Annotated in this window: 15 protein-coding genes; 12 read left to right on the top strand and 3 right to left on the bottom strand. The window is 70.5% G+C overall.

Features of this window, described 5'->3' with window-relative positions; genetic code table 11:
• Window positions 1-11: 11 nt before the first annotated feature.
• On the bottom strand, window positions 12-551 hold the full coding sequence (locus ACIPY8_RS18980) for a 2'-5' RNA ligase family protein (protein ID WP_400821540.1): 540 nt from the start codon (window positions 549-551) through the stop codon (window positions 12-14).
• A 58-nt stretch (window positions 552-609) separates the two neighbouring features.
• On the opposite strand from ACIPY8_RS18980, the gene ACIPY8_RS18975 reads away from it, so the two are divergent.
• Entirely contained in the window at window positions 610-1,479 is an 870-nt protein-coding gene (locus ACIPY8_RS18975; protein ID WP_400821538.1) for a LysR family transcriptional regulator, read from the top strand.
• Window positions 1,480-1,486: 7 nt separating this feature from the next.
• On the opposite strand, the gene ACIPY8_RS18970 is transcribed toward ACIPY8_RS18975, so the two are convergent.
• Together ACIPY8_RS18970 and ACIPY8_RS18965 are read right to left on the bottom strand one after the other, a co-directional pair.
• Window positions 1,487-2,911: an LCP family protein gene (locus tag ACIPY8_RS18970; RefSeq protein WP_400821536.1), complete on the bottom strand. Its 1,425-nt coding sequence runs from the start codon at window positions 2,909-2,911 to the stop codon at window positions 1,487-1,489.
• Between the two features lie 100 nt (window positions 2,912-3,011).
• The gene (locus ACIPY8_RS18965; protein ID WP_400821534.1) at window positions 3,012-4,232 is read right to left on the bottom strand and encodes an ROK family protein; all 1,221 of its coding nucleotides are present in this window, start codon (window positions 4,230-4,232) and stop codon (window positions 3,012-3,014) included.
• Window positions 4,233-4,333: 101 nt separating this feature from the next.
• Here ACIPY8_RS18965 and ACIPY8_RS18960 point away from each other — a divergent pair, with 101 nt between their 5' ends.
• The 11 genes from ACIPY8_RS18960 to ACIPY8_RS18910 all read left to right on the top strand — a co-directional run bounded on the left by ACIPY8_RS18960 (window position 4,334) and on the right by ACIPY8_RS18910 (window position 16,302).
• A complete protein-coding gene (locus ACIPY8_RS18960) occupies window positions 4,334-5,659 on the top strand; it encodes an ABC transporter substrate-binding protein (protein ID WP_400821533.1) in 1,326 nt (441 codons plus the stop codon).
• On the top strand, window positions 5,656-6,636 hold the full coding sequence (locus ACIPY8_RS18955) for a carbohydrate ABC transporter permease (protein WP_400821531.1): 981 nt from the start codon (window positions 5,656-5,658) through the stop codon (window positions 6,634-6,636). Before ACIPY8_RS18960 ends, ACIPY8_RS18955 begins: the two co-directional genes overlap by 4 nt.
• Window positions 6,636-7,514, top strand: a complete 879-nt coding sequence (locus tag ACIPY8_RS18950; RefSeq protein WP_400821530.1) for a carbohydrate ABC transporter permease — start codon at window positions 6,636-6,638, stop codon at window positions 7,512-7,514. The genes ACIPY8_RS18955 and ACIPY8_RS18950 overlap by 1 nt, the downstream gene beginning before the upstream one ends.
• Window positions 7,515-7,569: 55 nt before the next feature.
• Window positions 7,570-9,261, top strand: coding sequence for a glycoside hydrolase family 13 protein (locus tag ACIPY8_RS18945; RefSeq protein ID WP_400821528.1), 1,692 nt, complete (start codon window positions 7,570-7,572; stop codon window positions 9,259-9,261).
• 187 nt (window positions 9,262-9,448) lie between these two features.
• Complete coding sequence (locus tag ACIPY8_RS18940; RefSeq protein WP_400821526.1) at window positions 9,449-10,486, top strand: metal ABC transporter solute-binding protein, Zn/Mn family; 1,038 nt, start codon at window positions 9,449-9,451, stop codon at window positions 10,484-10,486.
• Window positions 10,483-11,325, top strand: coding sequence for a metal ABC transporter ATP-binding protein (locus ACIPY8_RS18935; RefSeq protein ID WP_400821524.1), 843 nt, complete (start codon window positions 10,483-10,485; stop codon window positions 11,323-11,325). The genes ACIPY8_RS18940 and ACIPY8_RS18935 overlap by 4 nt, the downstream gene beginning before the upstream one ends.
• A gap of 133 nt (window positions 11,326-11,458) precedes the next feature.
• A complete protein-coding gene (locus ACIPY8_RS18930; protein WP_400821523.1) occupies window positions 11,459-12,337 on the top strand; it encodes a metal ABC transporter permease in 879 nt (292 codons plus the stop codon).
• 64 nt (window positions 12,338-12,401) lie between these two features.
• The gene (locus ACIPY8_RS18925) at window positions 12,402-12,818 is read left to right on the top strand and encodes a Fur family transcriptional regulator (RefSeq protein ID WP_400821522.1); all 417 of its coding nucleotides are present in this window, start codon (window positions 12,402-12,404) and stop codon (window positions 12,816-12,818) included.
• The gene (locus ACIPY8_RS18920; protein WP_400821521.1) at window positions 12,815-13,849 is read left to right on the top strand and encodes a permease; all 1,035 of its coding nucleotides are present in this window, start codon (window positions 12,815-12,817) and stop codon (window positions 13,847-13,849) included. Before ACIPY8_RS18925 ends, ACIPY8_RS18920 begins: the two co-directional genes overlap by 4 nt.
• Complete coding sequence (locus ACIPY8_RS18915; protein WP_400821520.1) at window positions 13,842-14,639, top strand: TIGR03943 family putative permease subunit; 798 nt, start codon at window positions 13,842-13,844, stop codon at window positions 14,637-14,639. Before ACIPY8_RS18920 ends, ACIPY8_RS18915 begins: the two co-directional genes overlap by 8 nt.
• Window positions 14,629-16,302 (top strand): hypothetical protein, encoded by a 1,674-nt coding sequence (locus ACIPY8_RS18910; RefSeq protein WP_400821518.1) that lies wholly within the window; start codon window positions 14,629-14,631, stop codon window positions 16,300-16,302. The genes ACIPY8_RS18915 and ACIPY8_RS18910 overlap by 11 nt, the downstream gene beginning before the upstream one ends.

Below are 16,302 nucleotides of genomic sequence, written 5' to 3'. Positions count from 1 at the left end.
GGACGCCTGGGCTACGGCATCCGCAGTTCGGCGAGGGCGGTGACGATCCCCGCATCCGCGTCCCAGTGCCGCACGCTCGCGGCGTGACCGCGGATGTCGCCGCCGATCCGTTCAAACGCCGCCGGGAGATCGGCGACGCGGAGCCGACGGGCGAGGGCGACGTGCGGCATCCATTCGCCGGGAGCGGTGTGCGGAGCATCCTCGCCGGGCCCGGCCGCGGCGCGAACCCTCGCCCGGAGGTCGAGCAGATCCGCCGTGGGAACGACGCTGCGGGCGACCACCCGTCGGTCGCCGTCGCCGAAGAGCAGCGGAGCGCCCAGAACGATCGGGAACGAGGGGACCTCGGCGAGAACGGCCGAATCGAGCGCGGACAGACCGATGCGTGCGACCAGGGTGATGTGCGGGCGGTTGCTCGCCGCCGTGTGCGCGGCGAGACTCGACACCCCGAGCGCGGCGAGAGCATCCCACTCCGCGCGGATCGCCGAGTCCGTCGCCGGGTCGAGCAGCAGTTCGACCGCGGAGGCGGGGCGTCGGGGCTCGGGATCGGGCATGGATCGATTATCCCGCCGCGGCGAGAGAACCCGAGCCCGCTGGTAGCTTGGCTTACTGATGTCGCGCCTCTCCCTCGGTCAGATCGAAGCCCTGGTCGCCGTGTCGGATCACGTGTCCGTCACCGCCGCCGCCGATGAGCTGGGCGTCTCGCAGCCCTCGCTGAGCCGGCGTCTGCAGACCCTGGAGCACACGCTCGGCGTCACACTCCTGCGCCCCTCGGGCCGCGGTGTCGAACTGACTCCCGCGGGAGCCCTGGCCGCGTCCGCCGCACGTCGTGCACTCACCGAGGTGTCGGTGATCGACGCGCTCGCCGAATCGGTGCGCACGCTCGCCGCGGGCTCTCTGCGCCTGACCGGTCTCCCGTCGCTGGTCTCCTCGCTCGGCCACGACATCATCGGTCCCTTCCATCTCGCCCATCCCGGTGTGACGGTCAGCATGTCGACGGAGGAGGACCCCTGCGCCGTGGTCGCCTCGCTCCGCGAGGGCCGTGCCGATCTCGCGCTCTGCGCTCTCGACGGCGTCCCCGGCGACCTGGTCGCCCTCGAACTGCCCTCGCAGCGGTTCATCGCCGTCGTCCCGGATGCCGAGGTCGACCTCTCGCTGCGTGAGGTGCTGGCCGGCTCGACCCTGGTGACGCTCCCGACCGGCACGTCGATGCGAGCGACGACCGAGGAGGTGTGCCGTCGTGTCGGCGCGCGCCCGGCGCGGGTGATGACGACCACGCAGCGCGACGGTCTGGTGCGACTCGCCCTCGCCGTCGGCGGGGTCACGGTCGTGCCCGACGCGTTCGCCGACCTGGCCGTCGCTCTCGGTGGTCGATGCATCGCCCTCGACGACCAGCCCGCCCGCCCCATCGGCCTGCTGCACACCGTCGACGCGTTACGGAACCCTGCCGTCGAGGCGCTCGTTCAGAGCCTGCGCGGGTGACGCGCACTCACGACGCGCACAGGTCGGTGTCGGCGCTCCGGCTCACGGCATCCACGGGTCGCGGCGGCACCTGCACCTCCGCGGTGCGCCCTGGGAAGTCCGAACCCAGGATGACCTGCACGCCGGAGCCGCCGGTGCGGATCTCGATGCCGCCGCCCAGGTCGGCGGCCAGGCTCGCGGCGGTGGCCTGCGCCTCGGCGTCCTCGCCGGCGACGATCACGGTCGTCTCGGTGCGCTCCGCATTCGAGAGTCCCTGCACGGTGTAGCCGAGCGCGCGGGCGTCGTCGGCGACGCGGCCGGCGAGACCGCCGACGCCGGCGCCGTTCGACACGGTGATCGGGGTCGTCCGCACTGCGGCGTCCGGCTCCGACTCCTCGACGGGCGGGGCGTCCGTCGTCAGCTCGATCGGCACGTCGTCCCTGATCGCCTGGAACACGACGGCCGCATCGGGTGCGGGGACGACCCGATTCCGGTCCCGGGGCGCGGGCTCCCAGGGCATCGTCATGAAGGTGACATCGCTCAGGGGCACGGTCGCGAGCCGCGCGGCGAGTGCGGCGAGATCGGTGAGCGCGCCGAGGCCGGGATCGACGGTCATCGACGAGGTCGCGGCGTCGAGGAACGCGTAGAGGCGGTCGGGTCGCACCAGCACGTCGCTCTTCGTGGCCTTCTGCACGATCGCCGACAGCACCATCTGCTGATGGCCGAGGCGCGCGATGTCGCTCTCCTCGGCGAGGGCGTGCCGCGTGCGCGCGAGCGCCAGGGCCTGCGCGCCGTCGACGGACTGCGGACCCGCGGGGAGATCGAGCCGGGCGTGACCGTCCTGCAGCGGCTCGGGCAGGCAGACGTCGATGCCGCCGATCGCGTCGACCATCCCGATGAACCCCTCGAAGTCCATCTGCACGAAGTGGTCGATACGGACGCCCGCGAGCTTCTCCACCGACGCGACGGAGCACGCCGCGCCCACGTTCAGGGCCGAGTTCAGCATCCCCGTCCCGCCTCTCGACGATCCGCGACCGGTGTCCTCGCAGGCGGGCAGGTCCATGAGCGTGTCGCGGGGGAGCTGCACGGCGTCGATGCGGGAGTTGTCGCCGGCGATGTGCGCCAGCACCATGGCGTCACTGCGCTGCGTGCCGTCGTCGTCGCCAAACTCGTCGGAGTCCAGGGCGCGCGCGTCCGAGCCCAGGAGCAGGACGTTGACGGCTCCGGTGGCGGGCTTGTCCGCGGCGGGCTCGTCCTGCCCGCTCACGGTCGTCCGGATCGGCGCCGTCGTCACGTTGCCCTGCAGCTGCGCGATCGCGACGACCCCGGTCGTCACCAGGCCGACGACGACCACGCCCGCCGTGAGCGCGACCACACGGCGTCGCCGTCGGCGTCGGGGCAGGGGAGCGGGGGAGTCGGCGGCAACGGAGGGCGGGGTGGTGGGTCGTCTCACCGATCCACGTCATCATGCGCGCGATGCGATCACAAATAGCCCGGCCCGGCGCACTCACGCATGCTCGCTATGAGTTAGGCGAACCCCGGATGCCGCGGGGCTACGCGCGCGCGGCGAGCCGGCGCTCCGCCAACCGCGGCACGGCCAGCTCCCGCGCGGCACGGCGGGCGGTGGCGACGGCGCCGATCGACACGACCTCGGCGCCGAGGGTCGAGGCGAGGATCTCGGGCGCGGGGAGGTGCAGCTGCGTGGGCAGCACCTCGCGGGCGGCGGCGAGCACGGGTTCGATGCTCTCGGCGACGGCGCCGCACACGATCACACGCGCCGGATCGTACATGCTGCCGAGCACGCCGACCACGCGGGCGAGCGTCGCACCCACGCGCGAGGTGGCGAGCAGCGCATCCGCGTCGCCCGAGGCCGCGGCGGTGAGCACGAGCCGCGGATCGATGCGGTCGGCGTCGGCGAGGCGGCCGATCGCGCTGTCGCGGTCGATCTCCCCGCTGTCGAACGCTGCGCGCACCTGGGCCTGCAGGGTGTGGCTGAGGCCGAAGGCCGATCCGACGCCGATGATGTGGTCGAAGACGACGCCCTCGCCGACGCCGCCGTGGGCTCCGTGCAGCACGTGGCCGTCGACGACGACCCCGCCGCCGAAGCGCTCGCTCGCCAACAGGGCGACGTAGTCGCGGCATCCGATCGCCTCGCCCGCCGATCCCTCGGCGATCGCGGCGAGCTGGGCGTCGTTCTTGACCTCGACGATCGGCGCCCAGTCCGCGAGGGCGGCGGCGAGTCCGGGGTTCGTACGCTCCCAGAAGCCGTCGGGATGCGGGGGCGAGACGCCGTCGCGGTTCACGGGCGCCGCGACGCCCACGCAGATCGCGAGCACGTCGTCGCGCGTGGCACCGGCCTCGGCGAGTGCGTGCGCCATGCGGTCGAGGATCGTCGTGCGGCGAGCGTGGGCGGTCTGCGTCGGGTCGAGGTCGGTGCGGTGGTGCACGACGGTGCGATCGAGCGGGTCGGCGACCGAGACGGCGAGGTGCGTGTCACCGGCATCCACCCCGATCACGACGCCGAGGTCGTCGGCGAGGCGGAAGCGCCGAGCGGGGCGCCCTGACCGGTAGCTGCCGGCGGCGCGGGCGTTCGGCAGCTCGCGCAGCACGGTGGCGCCCACGAGCGTGTCGATCGCGTCGATCGCGGTCGAGCGCGTCAGGGAGGTGCCGGCCATGACCTCGGTGGCGGTGAACTCGCCCGCGGTCCAGGCGAAGTCGAGCACCGTGCTGACGCTCGCGCGCCCGGTGCCGAGACCGGCGGGGGATTCTGCCACGGGTCTTGACCTCACTCTCGTCCAGATGAGAGAGTACCCCTCATCGAAGTAAATTCGCTCACTAGATTTAGTCTTGCGATTTACAGGACGAAAGGACGACGGTGTCTGACAGATCCCCACGCCCGGCTCGTGTCGCAGCCGGAGTCGCGACGCTCGCCCTCGTCGGCGCAGCGCTCACGGCATGCTCCTCGGCCGGCGGCGCCGAGACCATCCGCTTCACGTTCAGCAAGCGCGAGGCCATCGAGTTCATGACCCAGCTGGTCGCGGACTACAACGCCTCGCAGAACGACGTGAAGGTCGAGATCGACACCTCGGGCGTCGACGTCGTCTCGGCGAGCTTCGTGCGCGGCAACCCGCCCGACATCATGCTCGCCAACTACAACTACGAGGTCGCCCGGTTCGTGCAGCGCTGCGCGCTCACCGACCTGTCCGGCACCGAGGCCGCGGCGGGGATCCGCGACGACCTCGGCGCGCTCATGGACCAGTACGGATCCTGCGAGGGGCGCACGAGCGCCCTCCCGTACTCCGTGATGGCGGCGTCCGTCATCTACAACAAGGACATCTTCGCCCAGCAGGGCCTCGAGGTCCCGACGACCTGGGACGAGCTGATCGCGGTGTGCGACCAGCTCAAGGCCGCGGGGATCGACCCGTTCTATGCGACCTTCAAGGACGACTGGACCGTCGCGCAGGGCTGGTACGACTACACGGCCGGCGGCTCCGTCGACGTGATCGACTTCTTCGACGCGATGGCGACCGAGGGGGCGGAGGTGGGCGCCGACTCGCCGGTCTCGTTCGAGAAGGACTTCGCCGAGCCCATGGACCGCATGATGCAGCTCGCGGACGACTACACGAACTCGGATGCCGCGAGCCGCGGCTACGGCGACGGCAACCTCGCGTTCTCGAAGGGCGAGGCTGCGATGTACCTGCAGGGACCGTGGGCCTTCAGCGAGATCGCGAAGACCGCGCCCGACCTCGAGCTCGGCACCTTCCCGCTGCCGATGACCGACGACCCCGCCGACCTCGGCGTGCGCGTCAACATGGACCTCGCGGCGATGATCCCCGAGGGGTCCCGCCACCAGGAGGCCGCCCGTGACTTCCTCGAGTACCTCTACCTGCCCGAGAACATCGAGGCCTACAACGCCTCGCAGCTCGGGTTCACGCCCACGACGGATGCTCCGGCCCCCGACGACCCGCGCATCGAGGGGATGATCGAGTACTACGACAACGGCCAGATCTACCAGGGCCCGTCGGTGCTCGTCCCCAAGACGCTGCCGCTGAACAACTACGTGCAGGCGATGGTGCTCGGCGCCTCGCCCTCCTCGACGCTCCGCACCATGGACGCCGACTGGGCGCGCATCGCGTTCCGCGCGCCGATCCCCACCACGCAGGACAACGCATCCGCCGAGGCAGAGGAGCCGAGGTCATGACGAACCCCACCCCGGCGCCGGCCGTCTCGAACCTCGCGGCGTCGAACATCACGAAGCCGAACACCCCCACGACCGACACGACCGCGATCGTCACGGGCTCTCCGCGGAAGCTCCACAAGCGCCGACGTGTCGAGCCGATCTACTACTTCTTCCTCGTGCCGACGCTGATCCTGTTCACTCTCGCGATCACGGTCCCCGGCGTGATGGGCATCTTCTTCAGCTTCACCGACTCGATCGGCATCGGCGAATGGAGCTTCAACGGCCTCACGAACTACATCGCGATGTTCAGCGACCCGTCGATCCTGCAGAGCTACCTCTTCACGTTCGGCTTCTCGATCGCGACGGTGATCGTCGTGAACGTGATCGCGTTCATGCTCGCGGTGGGACTCACCTCCCGCATCCGCTTCAAGACGGGGCTGCGCACGATCTTCGTGATCCCGATGGTGATCTCGGGCATCATCATCGCCTACGTCTTCAACTTCCTGTTCTCGAACTCGATCCCGGCTGCAGGCGCCGCGACCGGCATCCCGTGGCTCGAGACGAGCCTGCTCGCGAACCCCGACCTCGCATGGGTGGCGATCGTGATCGTGACGGCCTGGCAGGCGACGCCCGGCACGCTGCTGATCTACATCGCCGGCCTCCTGTCGGTGCCGGGCGACGTGTACGAGGCCGCGAGCATCGACGGCGCGAGCAAGACCCAGCAGCTGCTGCGCATCACGGTGCCGCTGGTCGCGGGCTACGTCGTGATCAACGTCATCCTCGGGTTCAAGGGCTTCCTCAACGCCTACGACATCATCGTCGGACTCACGAACGGCGGACCGGGCACCGCGACCCGCAGCGTCGCTATGACGATCATCGCCGGCTTCAACGGCGGCGACTACGCCTACCAGATGGCCAACGCCACGATCTTCTTCATCGTCGCGGTGCTCATCTCCCTGCTGCAGCTCTCGCTGACCCGCGGAAGGAACGCCCTCTGATGTCGACGCAGACACTCACCACCGTCACGCCCTCCGGCAAGAAGCCGCGCATCCGCATGGAGCGCGTCAACTGGTCGGGCACGATCATCCTCATCCTGTGCGCCGTCACCGTGCTGCTGCCGCTGTACGTGACGATCTCGATGGCGTTCAAGACGACCAACCAGGCCGTCGACGGCAACGCGTTCTCGTTCCCCGCGCCGTTCAGCTTCGACGGCTTCGTCGAGGCATGGAACCTGACGAAGTTCCCCGTCGGCGCCGGCATCTCGCTGCTCGTGACCGCGGGGACGGTCTGCGCGACCATCATCCTCGCGGCGTTCGCCTCGTACGCGATCGTGCGCAACTGGGACCGCAAGTTGTTCCGCTGGTCGTTCTTCTACCTGCTCGCGGCCATGTTCATCCCGTTCCCCGTCGTGGCGCTGCCGCAGATCCAGCTCACCGGACGCGTCGGCCTCGACAACCCGTTCGGCGTGATCATCCTCGCCACCATGTTCCAGCTGAGCTTCAGCGTGCTGCTGTTCACGGCGTTCCTGCGGTCGATCCCGATCGAGCTCGAGGAGAGCGCCCGCATCGACGGCGCCACGACCTGGCAGACGTTCTGGCGGCTCATCTTCCCGCTGCTCGCGCCCATGAGCGCCACGGTCGGCATCTTCGCGTTCCTCTACGCCTGGAACGACTTCATGATGCCGTCGCTCATCATCTCCGACCCGGCGATGCAGACGCTGCCCGTGCGGCAGAACCTGTTCCAGAACCAGTTCAGCAACAACTACAACGTCGCCTTCGCGTCGTACCTCATGGCCATGGCCCCGGCGATCCTCGCGTACCTGTTCACGCAGCGGTTCGTCATGGAGGGCGTGACGCAGGGTGCCGTCAAGGGCTGACATTCACCCGCACCACCGCACCACCGCAACAATGAAGAAGGAGCACCACCCCGCTATGACCGATGCGACTCTCACCGAGACCCGCAACGACCACACCTCGGATGCCGCCGCCTGGTGGCGTCAGGCGGCCGTCTACCAGATCTACCCGCGCAGCTTCGCCGACGCGAACGGCGACGGTCTCGGCGACATCCCGGGCATCGTCTCCCGCGCCGACTACCTCGCCGCGCTGGGCATCGACGCCGTGTGGCTGAGCCCGTTCTACCCCTCGGCGCTGGCCGACGGAGGCTACGACGTGGCCGACTACCGGAACGTCGACCCGCGGCTCGGCACGCTCGACGACTTCGACGACATGGTCGCGGCGCTGCACGCCCGCGGCATCCGCGTCGTGGTCGACATCGTGCCGAACCACTCGTCCGACCTGCACGAGTGGTTCCAGGAGGCGCTCGCCGCCGGCCGGGGTTCGGCGGCGCGCGAGCGGTACATCTTCCGCGAGGGATCGGGCCCGGACGGCTCCGAGCCGCCCACGGACTGGGGTGCCGCGTTCGGCGGGTCCGCGTGGGAGCGCGTCGAGGACGGGCAGTGGTACCTGCACAGCTTCGCCCCCGAGCAGCCCGACTTCAACTGGGATCACCCCGAGGTGCGAGAGGACTTCCTCACCACCCTGCGCTTCTGGTCGGACCGCGGGGTCGACGGGTTCCGCATCGACGTGGCGCACATGCTCACGAAGGACCTCAGCGAGCCGCTGCCCAGCCGCGCCGAGCTCGACGAGCTGCCGCACGACGGCACCCACCCGCTGCACGACCGCGACGACGTGCACGAGATCTACGCCGAGTGGCGGCAGGTCTTCAACGAGTACGACCCGCCCCGCACGGCCGTCGCCGAGGCGTGGGTCTCGACGCCCGAGCGCCGCGCGCGTTACGCCTCGGCCGAGGGGCTGGGGCAGGCGTTCAACTTCGACCTGCTCGTGGCCGACTTCGACGCGCCCTCCTTCCGTACGATCATCACCGACAACCTCGAACAGGCTCGCAGCACGGGCTCGTCGACGACGTGGGTGCTGTCGAACCACGACGTCACCCGGCACGCGACGCGGTACGGACTCGCGCCGCTCGCCGGACGTCAGGGCGTCAAGCAGGGCGTCGAGTGGGTGACGGCCGGCGGACCCGCGGATCAGCTCGACCGCGAGCTCGGCCTGCGCCGGGCGCACGCCGCGACGCTGCTGCTGCTCGGCCTCCCCGGCAGCACCTACCTGTACCAGGGCGAGGAGCTCGGGCTGCAGGAGGTCGCCGAGATCGCGCCGGACCAGCGCCAGGACCCGTCGTTCTTCCGCGGAGCCGACTTCGACGGACTCGGACGGGACGGATGCCGCGTGCCGCTGCCCTGGACCGCCTCCGGCCCCTCGTTCGGCTTCGGCGACGGCGAGGCGCATCTGCCCCAGCCGGCGTGGTTCGCGGAGTACGCGGTGGATGTCGAGGACGGCGACCCCGCTTCGACCCTCACGCTGTATCGCGAGGCGCTGCGCCTGCGCCACCTGCTGCAGACCGAGGAGAGCCTCGAGTGGATCGAGACGGGGCGCGCCGACGTGCTGCGCTTCGCTCGACCGAACGGCTGGCAGATCGTGACGAACTTCGGCTCAGACGCTTTCGACCTCGGCGCGGATGCCGGCGACGTCGTGCTCGGCACCGTCCTCGACGGCGCGGTGCCCGCGGATTCGACGGTGTGGATCGCGCCCGCGGGTCTCATGGCCTGACGTGATCCGGTCGCCGAGGCCCACCGCTGCGCGACCCGCCTGTCCCACGCCGAGACCCACCACTCCCGCCGAGACCCACCACCCCGTGCGTCGCGGCTGGTGGGTCTCGGCGGGCAGGGTGGGCCTCGGCGTCAGGGACACGTACCGCGATTTGATAATGGTTCTCATTAGCGCTTAGAGTGTGAGCATGAAGAAGCCCGTGCTCGCCCTCGCCCTCGCATCCGCCGCCGCTCTGACCCTGGCCGGATGCTCCTCCACCCCTGCTGCGGGAGAGGGCGGCGACGACGGCATCACCGTCGTCGCGAGCACCAATGTCTACGGCTCGCTCGCCGCGCAGATCGGCGGCGACCGCATCGACGTCGAGTCGATCATCACCTCCGTCACGCAGGACCCGCACTCGTACGAGGCCACGGCCCGCGACCGGCTCACGGTGCAGAAGGCCGACCTCGTGATCGAGAACGGCGGCGGGTACGACGCGTTCATCGACACACTGCTGCAGGATGCGGACGACCCGCACGTCGTCACGGCGGTCGAGTTCTCGCACGACTACCCCGGCAACGAGGGGCATGACCACGCCGAGGGCGACGACCACGACCACGCGGACGAGACCGCGGCGCCCGATGCGGAGTCCACCGAGGAGGCCCACGACCACGACCACGCCGAGGGCGAGGACGGTCACGAGGGACACGACCACATCGAGGGCTTCAACGAGCACGTCTGGTTCGACCCGCACACCATGATCCACGTGGTCGAGGCGATCGCCGACGAGCTGAGCGAACTCGACCCCGACGGAAAGGCCGACTTCACCGCGAACGCCGAGAAGATCGTCGCCGACCTCGAGGGCTTCGAGACCGACCTCGAGACCATCGGCACCACCGCGGCCGGCGCGAACGTCATCATCACCGAGCCCGTGCCCGGCTACCTCGCGGCGGCCGCCGGTCTCACCGATGTGACGCCCGAGGGCTTCGCGGAGTCCGTCGAGGAGGGCACGGACGTCGCCCCCGCGACGCTACTCGCCACCCTCGACGTGATCTCGAGCGGCGACGTCACGGCCGTGCTCACCAACGCCCAGACCGGCGGCGCCGAGACGCAGCGCGTCGAGGATGCCGCGAAGGATGCGGGCATCCCGGTCGTCGCCTTCACGGAGCTGCTCCCCGACGGATCGTCGTACTCTGAGTGGATGAGTGACGCGATCCAGAGCCTCGCCGACGCGCTCGAGTCGTGAGCGGCGCCGCCGACACGAACGCAGGCACCCCGCCGCGCACCCCCGTCCTGGAGGTGCGCGGCGCCGCCCTGCAGCGCGGCGACCGCGAACTGTGGTCCGGTCTCGACCTGACCGTCGAGGCCGGGGAATTCATCGCCGTGCTCGGTCCGTCCGGCTCGGGCAAGACCACGCTGCTGCGCAGCATCCTCGGCCTGCAGCCGCTCTCGTCAGGGGAGATCCGCGTCGCCGGTGGGGCCGTGCGCAAGGGCAACCGGCGCATCGGATACGTGCCGCAGCAGCGCTCCCTCGCCCCCGACACGAGCATGCGCGCGCGCGACCTCGTCGCTCTGGGCGTGCAGGGCAGCCGTTTCGGGTTCCCGGTCCCGCACCGCGGCGACCGCGCGAAGGTCGACGAGCTGCTCGCCTCGGTCGGCGCGTCGCACTTCGCCGACCGCCGCGTCGGCCTGCTGTCCGGCGGCGAGCAGCAGCGTCTCCGCGTGGGGCAGGCCCTCGCCGACGAGCCGTCCCTGCTGCTGTGCGACGAGCCGCTGTCGAACCTCGACCTCGCGAACCAGGTCGCCGTGACCGACATCATCGACCGACAGCGGCGCGAACGCGACGCCGCGGTGCTGTTCGTCACCCACGACATCAACCCGATCCTGGGCCGCGTCGACCGCATCCTCTACATCGCCGGCGGCCGGTTCGTGCTCGGCACTCCGGAGGAGGTGCTGCAGACTCGTGTGCTGACCGAGCTGTACGGCACCCCGGTGTTCGTCCTCCGCGCGGGGGACCGTCTCGTCGTCGTCGGAGTGCCCGACGCCGAGCCCCATCACGACCACGACCACGAGGGCGCCGCATGATCGCCGGCCCGCAGCATCCGCATCCCCCGCGCTCGGTGCACGAATCTCGGATGCCCGCACGTTCTGCGGCCTTCCGCGCGGTTCCTCGCCGAAGTTCCTGCACCTCTCCGAAGTTCGTGAAGGGCGGCGCCGCATGACCGCCGTGACCGGCATCGTCTCCGCCGTCGACTGGAGCGACGTCTTCTCGTTCCAGGACTACGGCGACCTCGTCGCCCTGCTCGCGAACTCGATCGTCGCGGGTGCCGTGCTGGGCATCGTCGGCGGGCTCATCGGTGTCTTCGTGATGCAGCGCGACCTCGCGTTCGCGGTGCACGGCGTGAGCGAGCTGTCCTTCGCCGGTGCCGCAGCGGCCCTGCTGTTCGGCGGGAGCGTCGTCGCGGGGTCCCTCGGCGGCGCTCTCGTCGCGGCGATCCTCATCGGCGTGCTCGGCGCGAAGGCGCGCGACCGCAACTCGATCGTCGGGGTACTGATGCCGTTCGGCCTCGGCCTCGGCATCCTGTTCCTGTCGCTCTACGAGGGGCGCAGCGCCAACCGCTTCAGCCTTCTCACCGGGCAGATCGTCTCGGTCTCGAGCCCCGATCTCGGCTGGCTGCTCGGCATCAGCATCGTCGTGCTGCTCGGGCTGCTGCTCATGTGGAACCCGCTGCGCTTCGACTCCCTCGACCCGGAGTCCGCGGCCGCGCGCGGCGTGCCCACCCGTGCGGTGAGCCTGCTGTTCATGGTGCTGCTCGGCCTCATCGTGGCGGTGAGCGTGCACATCATCGGCGCGCTGCTCGTCATGGCGCTGCTCGTCACCCCTGCCGCCGCCGCGATGCGCGTGACCGCCGGACCCGTGGCCGTCCCGCTGCTGGCGGCGCTGTTCGGATTCGTGTCGGCCGTCGGCGGCATCCTGCTCGCGCTCGCAGGAACGCTCCCGGTCAGCCCGTACATCACGACGCTCTCGTTCACGATCTACGTCGTGTGCTGGATCGTGCAGCGGGTGCGCGGCGGAGTCCGACGCGTGCGCGCCTGACGCCCCGACCGGGGCGGCGGTCCTCCCAGCCCCCGACAAGGCCGACGCGCCTAGAATCGTGGGTATGGCTCAGCGGAACACCTGGCAGCGCGAACGCGTGCGCGAAGCACTCGCCGACGCGCGCGGATTCGTCAGCGCTCAGAGCCTCCACGCGTCCCTGCGCGACGACAACACGGGCATCGGGCTCGCGACGGTCTACCGCGCCCTGTCGGGTCTCGCCGCGTCCGGTGACGCCGACTCGCTGCAGAGCCCCGAGGGTGAGGCGCTGTACCGCGCCTGCACGACCCAGGGGCACCACCACCACCTGATCTGCCGCAACTGCGGACTCACGGTCGAGATCGAGGCCACCGACGTCGAGCAGTGGGCGCATCGCACCGCCGCTCTGCACGGATTCACGGATGCCGCACACGTGGTGGACATCTTCGGACTCTGCGCTCCGTGCACCAACAAGCGCGACGCGGAACGGGCTGCGACGGCGTGAGCTCGCAGACCGCGACCCGGCCGGGGCACTCGCACCGGCCCGTCCGACCGCCGCGATCGCCCTGGATCGGGGTCGGTCTCGGCGCGGCGATCGTCGCGGCGCTGTTCCTCGTCGACCGGTTCCTGCCGTCGCTGTACCAGGCCGCCCTGCCGAGCCGTGCGCAGGACGGCCTGACGCTCGCGATGAGCGTGCTCATCGAGGCGCTGCCCTTCGTGATCCTCGGCGTGCTGCTCTCGATCGTCGTGCAGGTGTGGCTGCCGTCCGACGTGATCCACCGCTGGCTGCCGAAGCGTGCCTGGGCGCGGCGGGCCGTGCTGTCGCTGCTCGGGATGCTGATCCCCGTGTGCGAGTGCGGCAACGTGCCCTTCGCGCGCGGCCTCATGATGCGCGGGCTCGTGCCCTCGGAGGCGCTGACGTTCCTCATCGCGGCGCCGATCGTGAACCCGATCGTGATCCTCACGACGCACGCCGCGTTCGGGTTCGACGACGGCATCCTCGTCGCCCGCCTCCTCGGCGGCTACCTCATCGCCAACGTGATCGGCTGGATCTACAGCCTGCACCCGAACCCGGATGCGCTGCTGACGCAGAAGTTCATCGACACGTGCGACCGCGTGACGCACGAACCCGGTACTCCGGTGCGCCGTAGCCTCACGCAGTTCCTCATCGAGCTGCGTGCCGTGATGCCGGCGCTCGTGATCGGGTCGGCGCTGGCCGGCGCCGTGCAGGTGCTCGTCCCGCGCGACCTCCTGCTCGCGATCGGCTCGAACCCGGTGCTGTCGATCGTCGCGATGATGGCGCTCGCGATGACGGTCGCGATCTGCTCGAACGTCGATGCGTTCTTCGCGCTGTCGTTCGCGTCGACCTTCTCGTCCGGCGCGATCGTCGCGTTCCTGCTCGTCGGCCCGCTGGTCGACGTCAAGATGCTCGCGCTCATGCGCACGACCTTCACGACCCGCACGCTCGTCGGCATCGTCGGCGTGGTGGTGTTCGCGGCCTTCGCGATCGGGATCGGGGTGAACGTCCTTGTCTGAGCCCGTCTCCGCACGCATCACCCGTCGCCGCGCTCTCGTGACACGGTGGCTCGGCGTCGGCCTCGCCTCCGTCGTCTCGATCGTCACGCTCGGCCTCGGCCTCACCGGTCGCCTCACGCTCTACATCAGCCCCGAGTCGGTCTGGTTCGCGTGCGCCGCGGCCGTCGTGACCCTCGCTGTCGCGATCTGGTCGTTCGCGCTCCCGCTCGGCGCGGAGGAGGATCACGGGCACGACCACGGTCACGGCGACGACCACGGTCACGGGGTTCCCGGTGTGTCGTCGCCCCGGGAGGTCCTCGCGACGGCGGGCACGGTGACCGGAGGCGTGGTGGCGTCCGGCGTCGTCGTCGCCGCGCTCGTGCTGCCGCCGGCCTCGCTCTCAGTCGAGCTCGCGATGTCGCGGGCCGGCGAGCAGACCGCGCTGTTCGTCGGCGCGGACGACGTGACGCTCGGCGTCGCCGACACCGCGACGTTCGGGGTCGGCGACTGGGCGAGCGTGTTCGCGACCGCGACCGACACCGCCGCCTACGACGGCAAGGCGGTGTCGCTCACCGGCTTCGTGACCCCCGCGGATGCCGACGGCATCAACCTCACACGGCTCGTCATCACGCACTGCGTGATCGACGCGCAGACCGCGACGCTCCCCGTGACGATCGACGCGGGCGAGTTCTCGACCGGCCAGTGGGTCAAGGTCGAGGGCACGGTCACGGCGGATGCGGACGGCAAGCTGCACGTCGACCCGACCAGCGTGACGCCGATCGACGAGCCCGGGGATCCGTATGAGTACTGACGACGCGCGCCCCGAGGTGCCTGCCGTCCCCCGCACCCGCGCCGAACTGCGGGCAGCCCGCGAGGCGGAGGCCCGTGCGGCCGAGGCCCGTACGGCCGAAGTCCCTGAGCCTGAGGTCGTCCCTCCCCGGTCGTCGAGCGAGGACGGCGCAGCCGACCGAGACGAAACGCGTCAGGAACCGCAGAACGCCGCGCCCGAGCCGACGTCGACAGATGCTCCGATGCACGAGGAGCGTTTCGTCCCACCTGCGTCTCGCTCGAGGATCGGGGAGGGGAGCACATCCCCGAAGGCGCCCCGCGACCGGCGCTTCCTGATCGCGATCGGCGCGGTGCTCGGCATCCTCGTGCTGGTCGGCGCGGGACTCGGAGTCGTGAGCCTCACACAAGGGCCTCGCATCACCGAGGTCCAGGTCGATCCGTCGCACGCGATCGAGTCGTCGGGCAGCCGGGTCATCCTCACGACGAACCAGTCGCTCGCGGCGGTCGACGAATCCCAGGTGACGGTCGAGCCCGCGGTGCCGTTCACGCTCGACGCGGCCGGCCGCGGCGTCGGCATCCGGTTCACCGTGCCGCTCGACGACGACACGGAGTACACGGTGAAGATCGCCGATGCGACGGGCGCGGGCGGAGGGCCGTCGACGACCCTCGAGACGAGCTTCACGACCCCGCCCTCGAGCATCTTCCTGCTGCGCCGCGACGCCTCGAAGAAGGACACGATCTTCCGCACGGACCTCACCGGTGAGAAAGCGGTGCCGGTGTTCTCCGCCGACAGGATCAACGACTTCCGCGCGACGTCGACGCAGCTCGTGGTGTCGGTCGAGGACGACGACAGCTCGAGGCTGCTCGTGATGGACCGCGACGGCTCGGACGAACGCGAGCTCCCGCTTCCCGGCGACGGCTACGTGGGGGCGATCCAGGTCTCCGAGCGCGGCGGGTACGTCGGCTACAGCTATTCCGACAAGAAGCTGAGCGACACCGAAGGCCGTGCGAGCGTGCTGGTCACGCAATCGCTGAGCGGCGACGACGAACCCGTCGTGACGGAGGTCGGCGGCAAGGAGGCGAACATCTTCGTCTGGCAGTTCGTGCCCGACAGCGCCGCCGTGCTCTTCATCGACTTCGACGGAGCGCTGTCGCTCGTCGACCGCTCCACGGATGCCGGTGTGCAGTCCCTCGGACTCGCGACCACCATCCAGGGCATCTCGCGCGGCACCTACACCGCGATCGTCGAGCGCCTTGACGGCACGGTCGTCGAGCTCAACCTCGCGGACGGGTCGGAGCAGCCGCTCGCCGCCTCGGACCCCGACTACGGCAGCGCCATGACGATCACCCCCTATCCGGGCGGAACGCTGCGCCATGTGGTCGCACGCGACGCGGGCGGCGTGCCGCAGGGGCAGGCGATCGTCACCGTCGACGACGACGGCGCAGCGACCCCGCTCGTCGAGGTCGGGCCTTCGGACTCGATCCTGCAGGCGTGCGCCTCGCCCAGCGGCCAGTACGCGGCGGTCGTGATCGCCCCCGACATGACCGACAACCCCTACGACCAGATGCTGCTGCCGCTGCCCACGAACATGGAGACGCACCTGATCGACCTCCGGACGGGCGACGAGATCGTGGCGCTCACCGGCTTCGACGCGTCGTGGTGCCAGACGGCGCCGCAGTTCTGA

The sequence above is a fragment of the Microbacterium sp. NPDC089696 genome, from assembly GCF_044749125.1.
GTDB lineage: Bacteria > Actinomycetota > Actinomycetes > Actinomycetales > Microbacteriaceae > Microbacterium.
This window is presented reverse-complemented; position numbering and strand designations above follow the sequence as displayed.

Bases quoted from the DNA above. Each gene is read 5' to 3' on its own strand.
- ACIPY8_RS18975 (WP_400821538.1), top strand. From the start codon at position 610: ATGTCGCGCCTCTCCCTCGGTCAGATCGAAGCCCTGGTCGCCGTGTCG.
- ACIPY8_RS18955 (WP_400821531.1), top strand. From the start codon at position 5,656: ATGACGAACCCCACCCCGGCGCCGGCCGTCTCGAACCTCGCGGCGTCG.
- ACIPY8_RS18925 (WP_400821522.1), top strand. From the start codon at position 12,402: ATGGCTCAGCGGAACACCTGGCAGCGCGAACGCGTGCGCGAAGCACTC.
- ACIPY8_RS18945 (WP_400821528.1), top strand. From the start codon at position 7,570: ATGACCGATGCGACTCTCACCGAGACCCGCAACGACCACACCTCGGAT.
- ACIPY8_RS18980 (WP_400821540.1), bottom strand. From the start codon at position 551: ATGCCCGATCCCGAGCCCCGACGCCCCGCCTCCGCGGTCGAACTGCTG.
- ACIPY8_RS18950 (WP_400821530.1), top strand. From the start codon at position 6,636: ATGTCGACGCAGACACTCACCACCGTCACGCCCTCCGGCAAGAAGCCG.
- ACIPY8_RS18940 (WP_400821526.1), top strand. From the start codon at position 9,449: ATGAAGAAGCCCGTGCTCGCCCTCGCCCTCGCATCCGCCGCCGCTCTG.
- ACIPY8_RS18930 (WP_400821523.1), top strand. From the start codon at position 11,459: ATGACCGCCGTGACCGGCATCGTCTCCGCCGTCGACTGGAGCGACGTC.
- ACIPY8_RS18910 (WP_400821518.1), top strand. From the start codon at position 14,629: ATGAGTACTGACGACGCGCGCCCCGAGGTGCCTGCCGTCCCCCGCACC.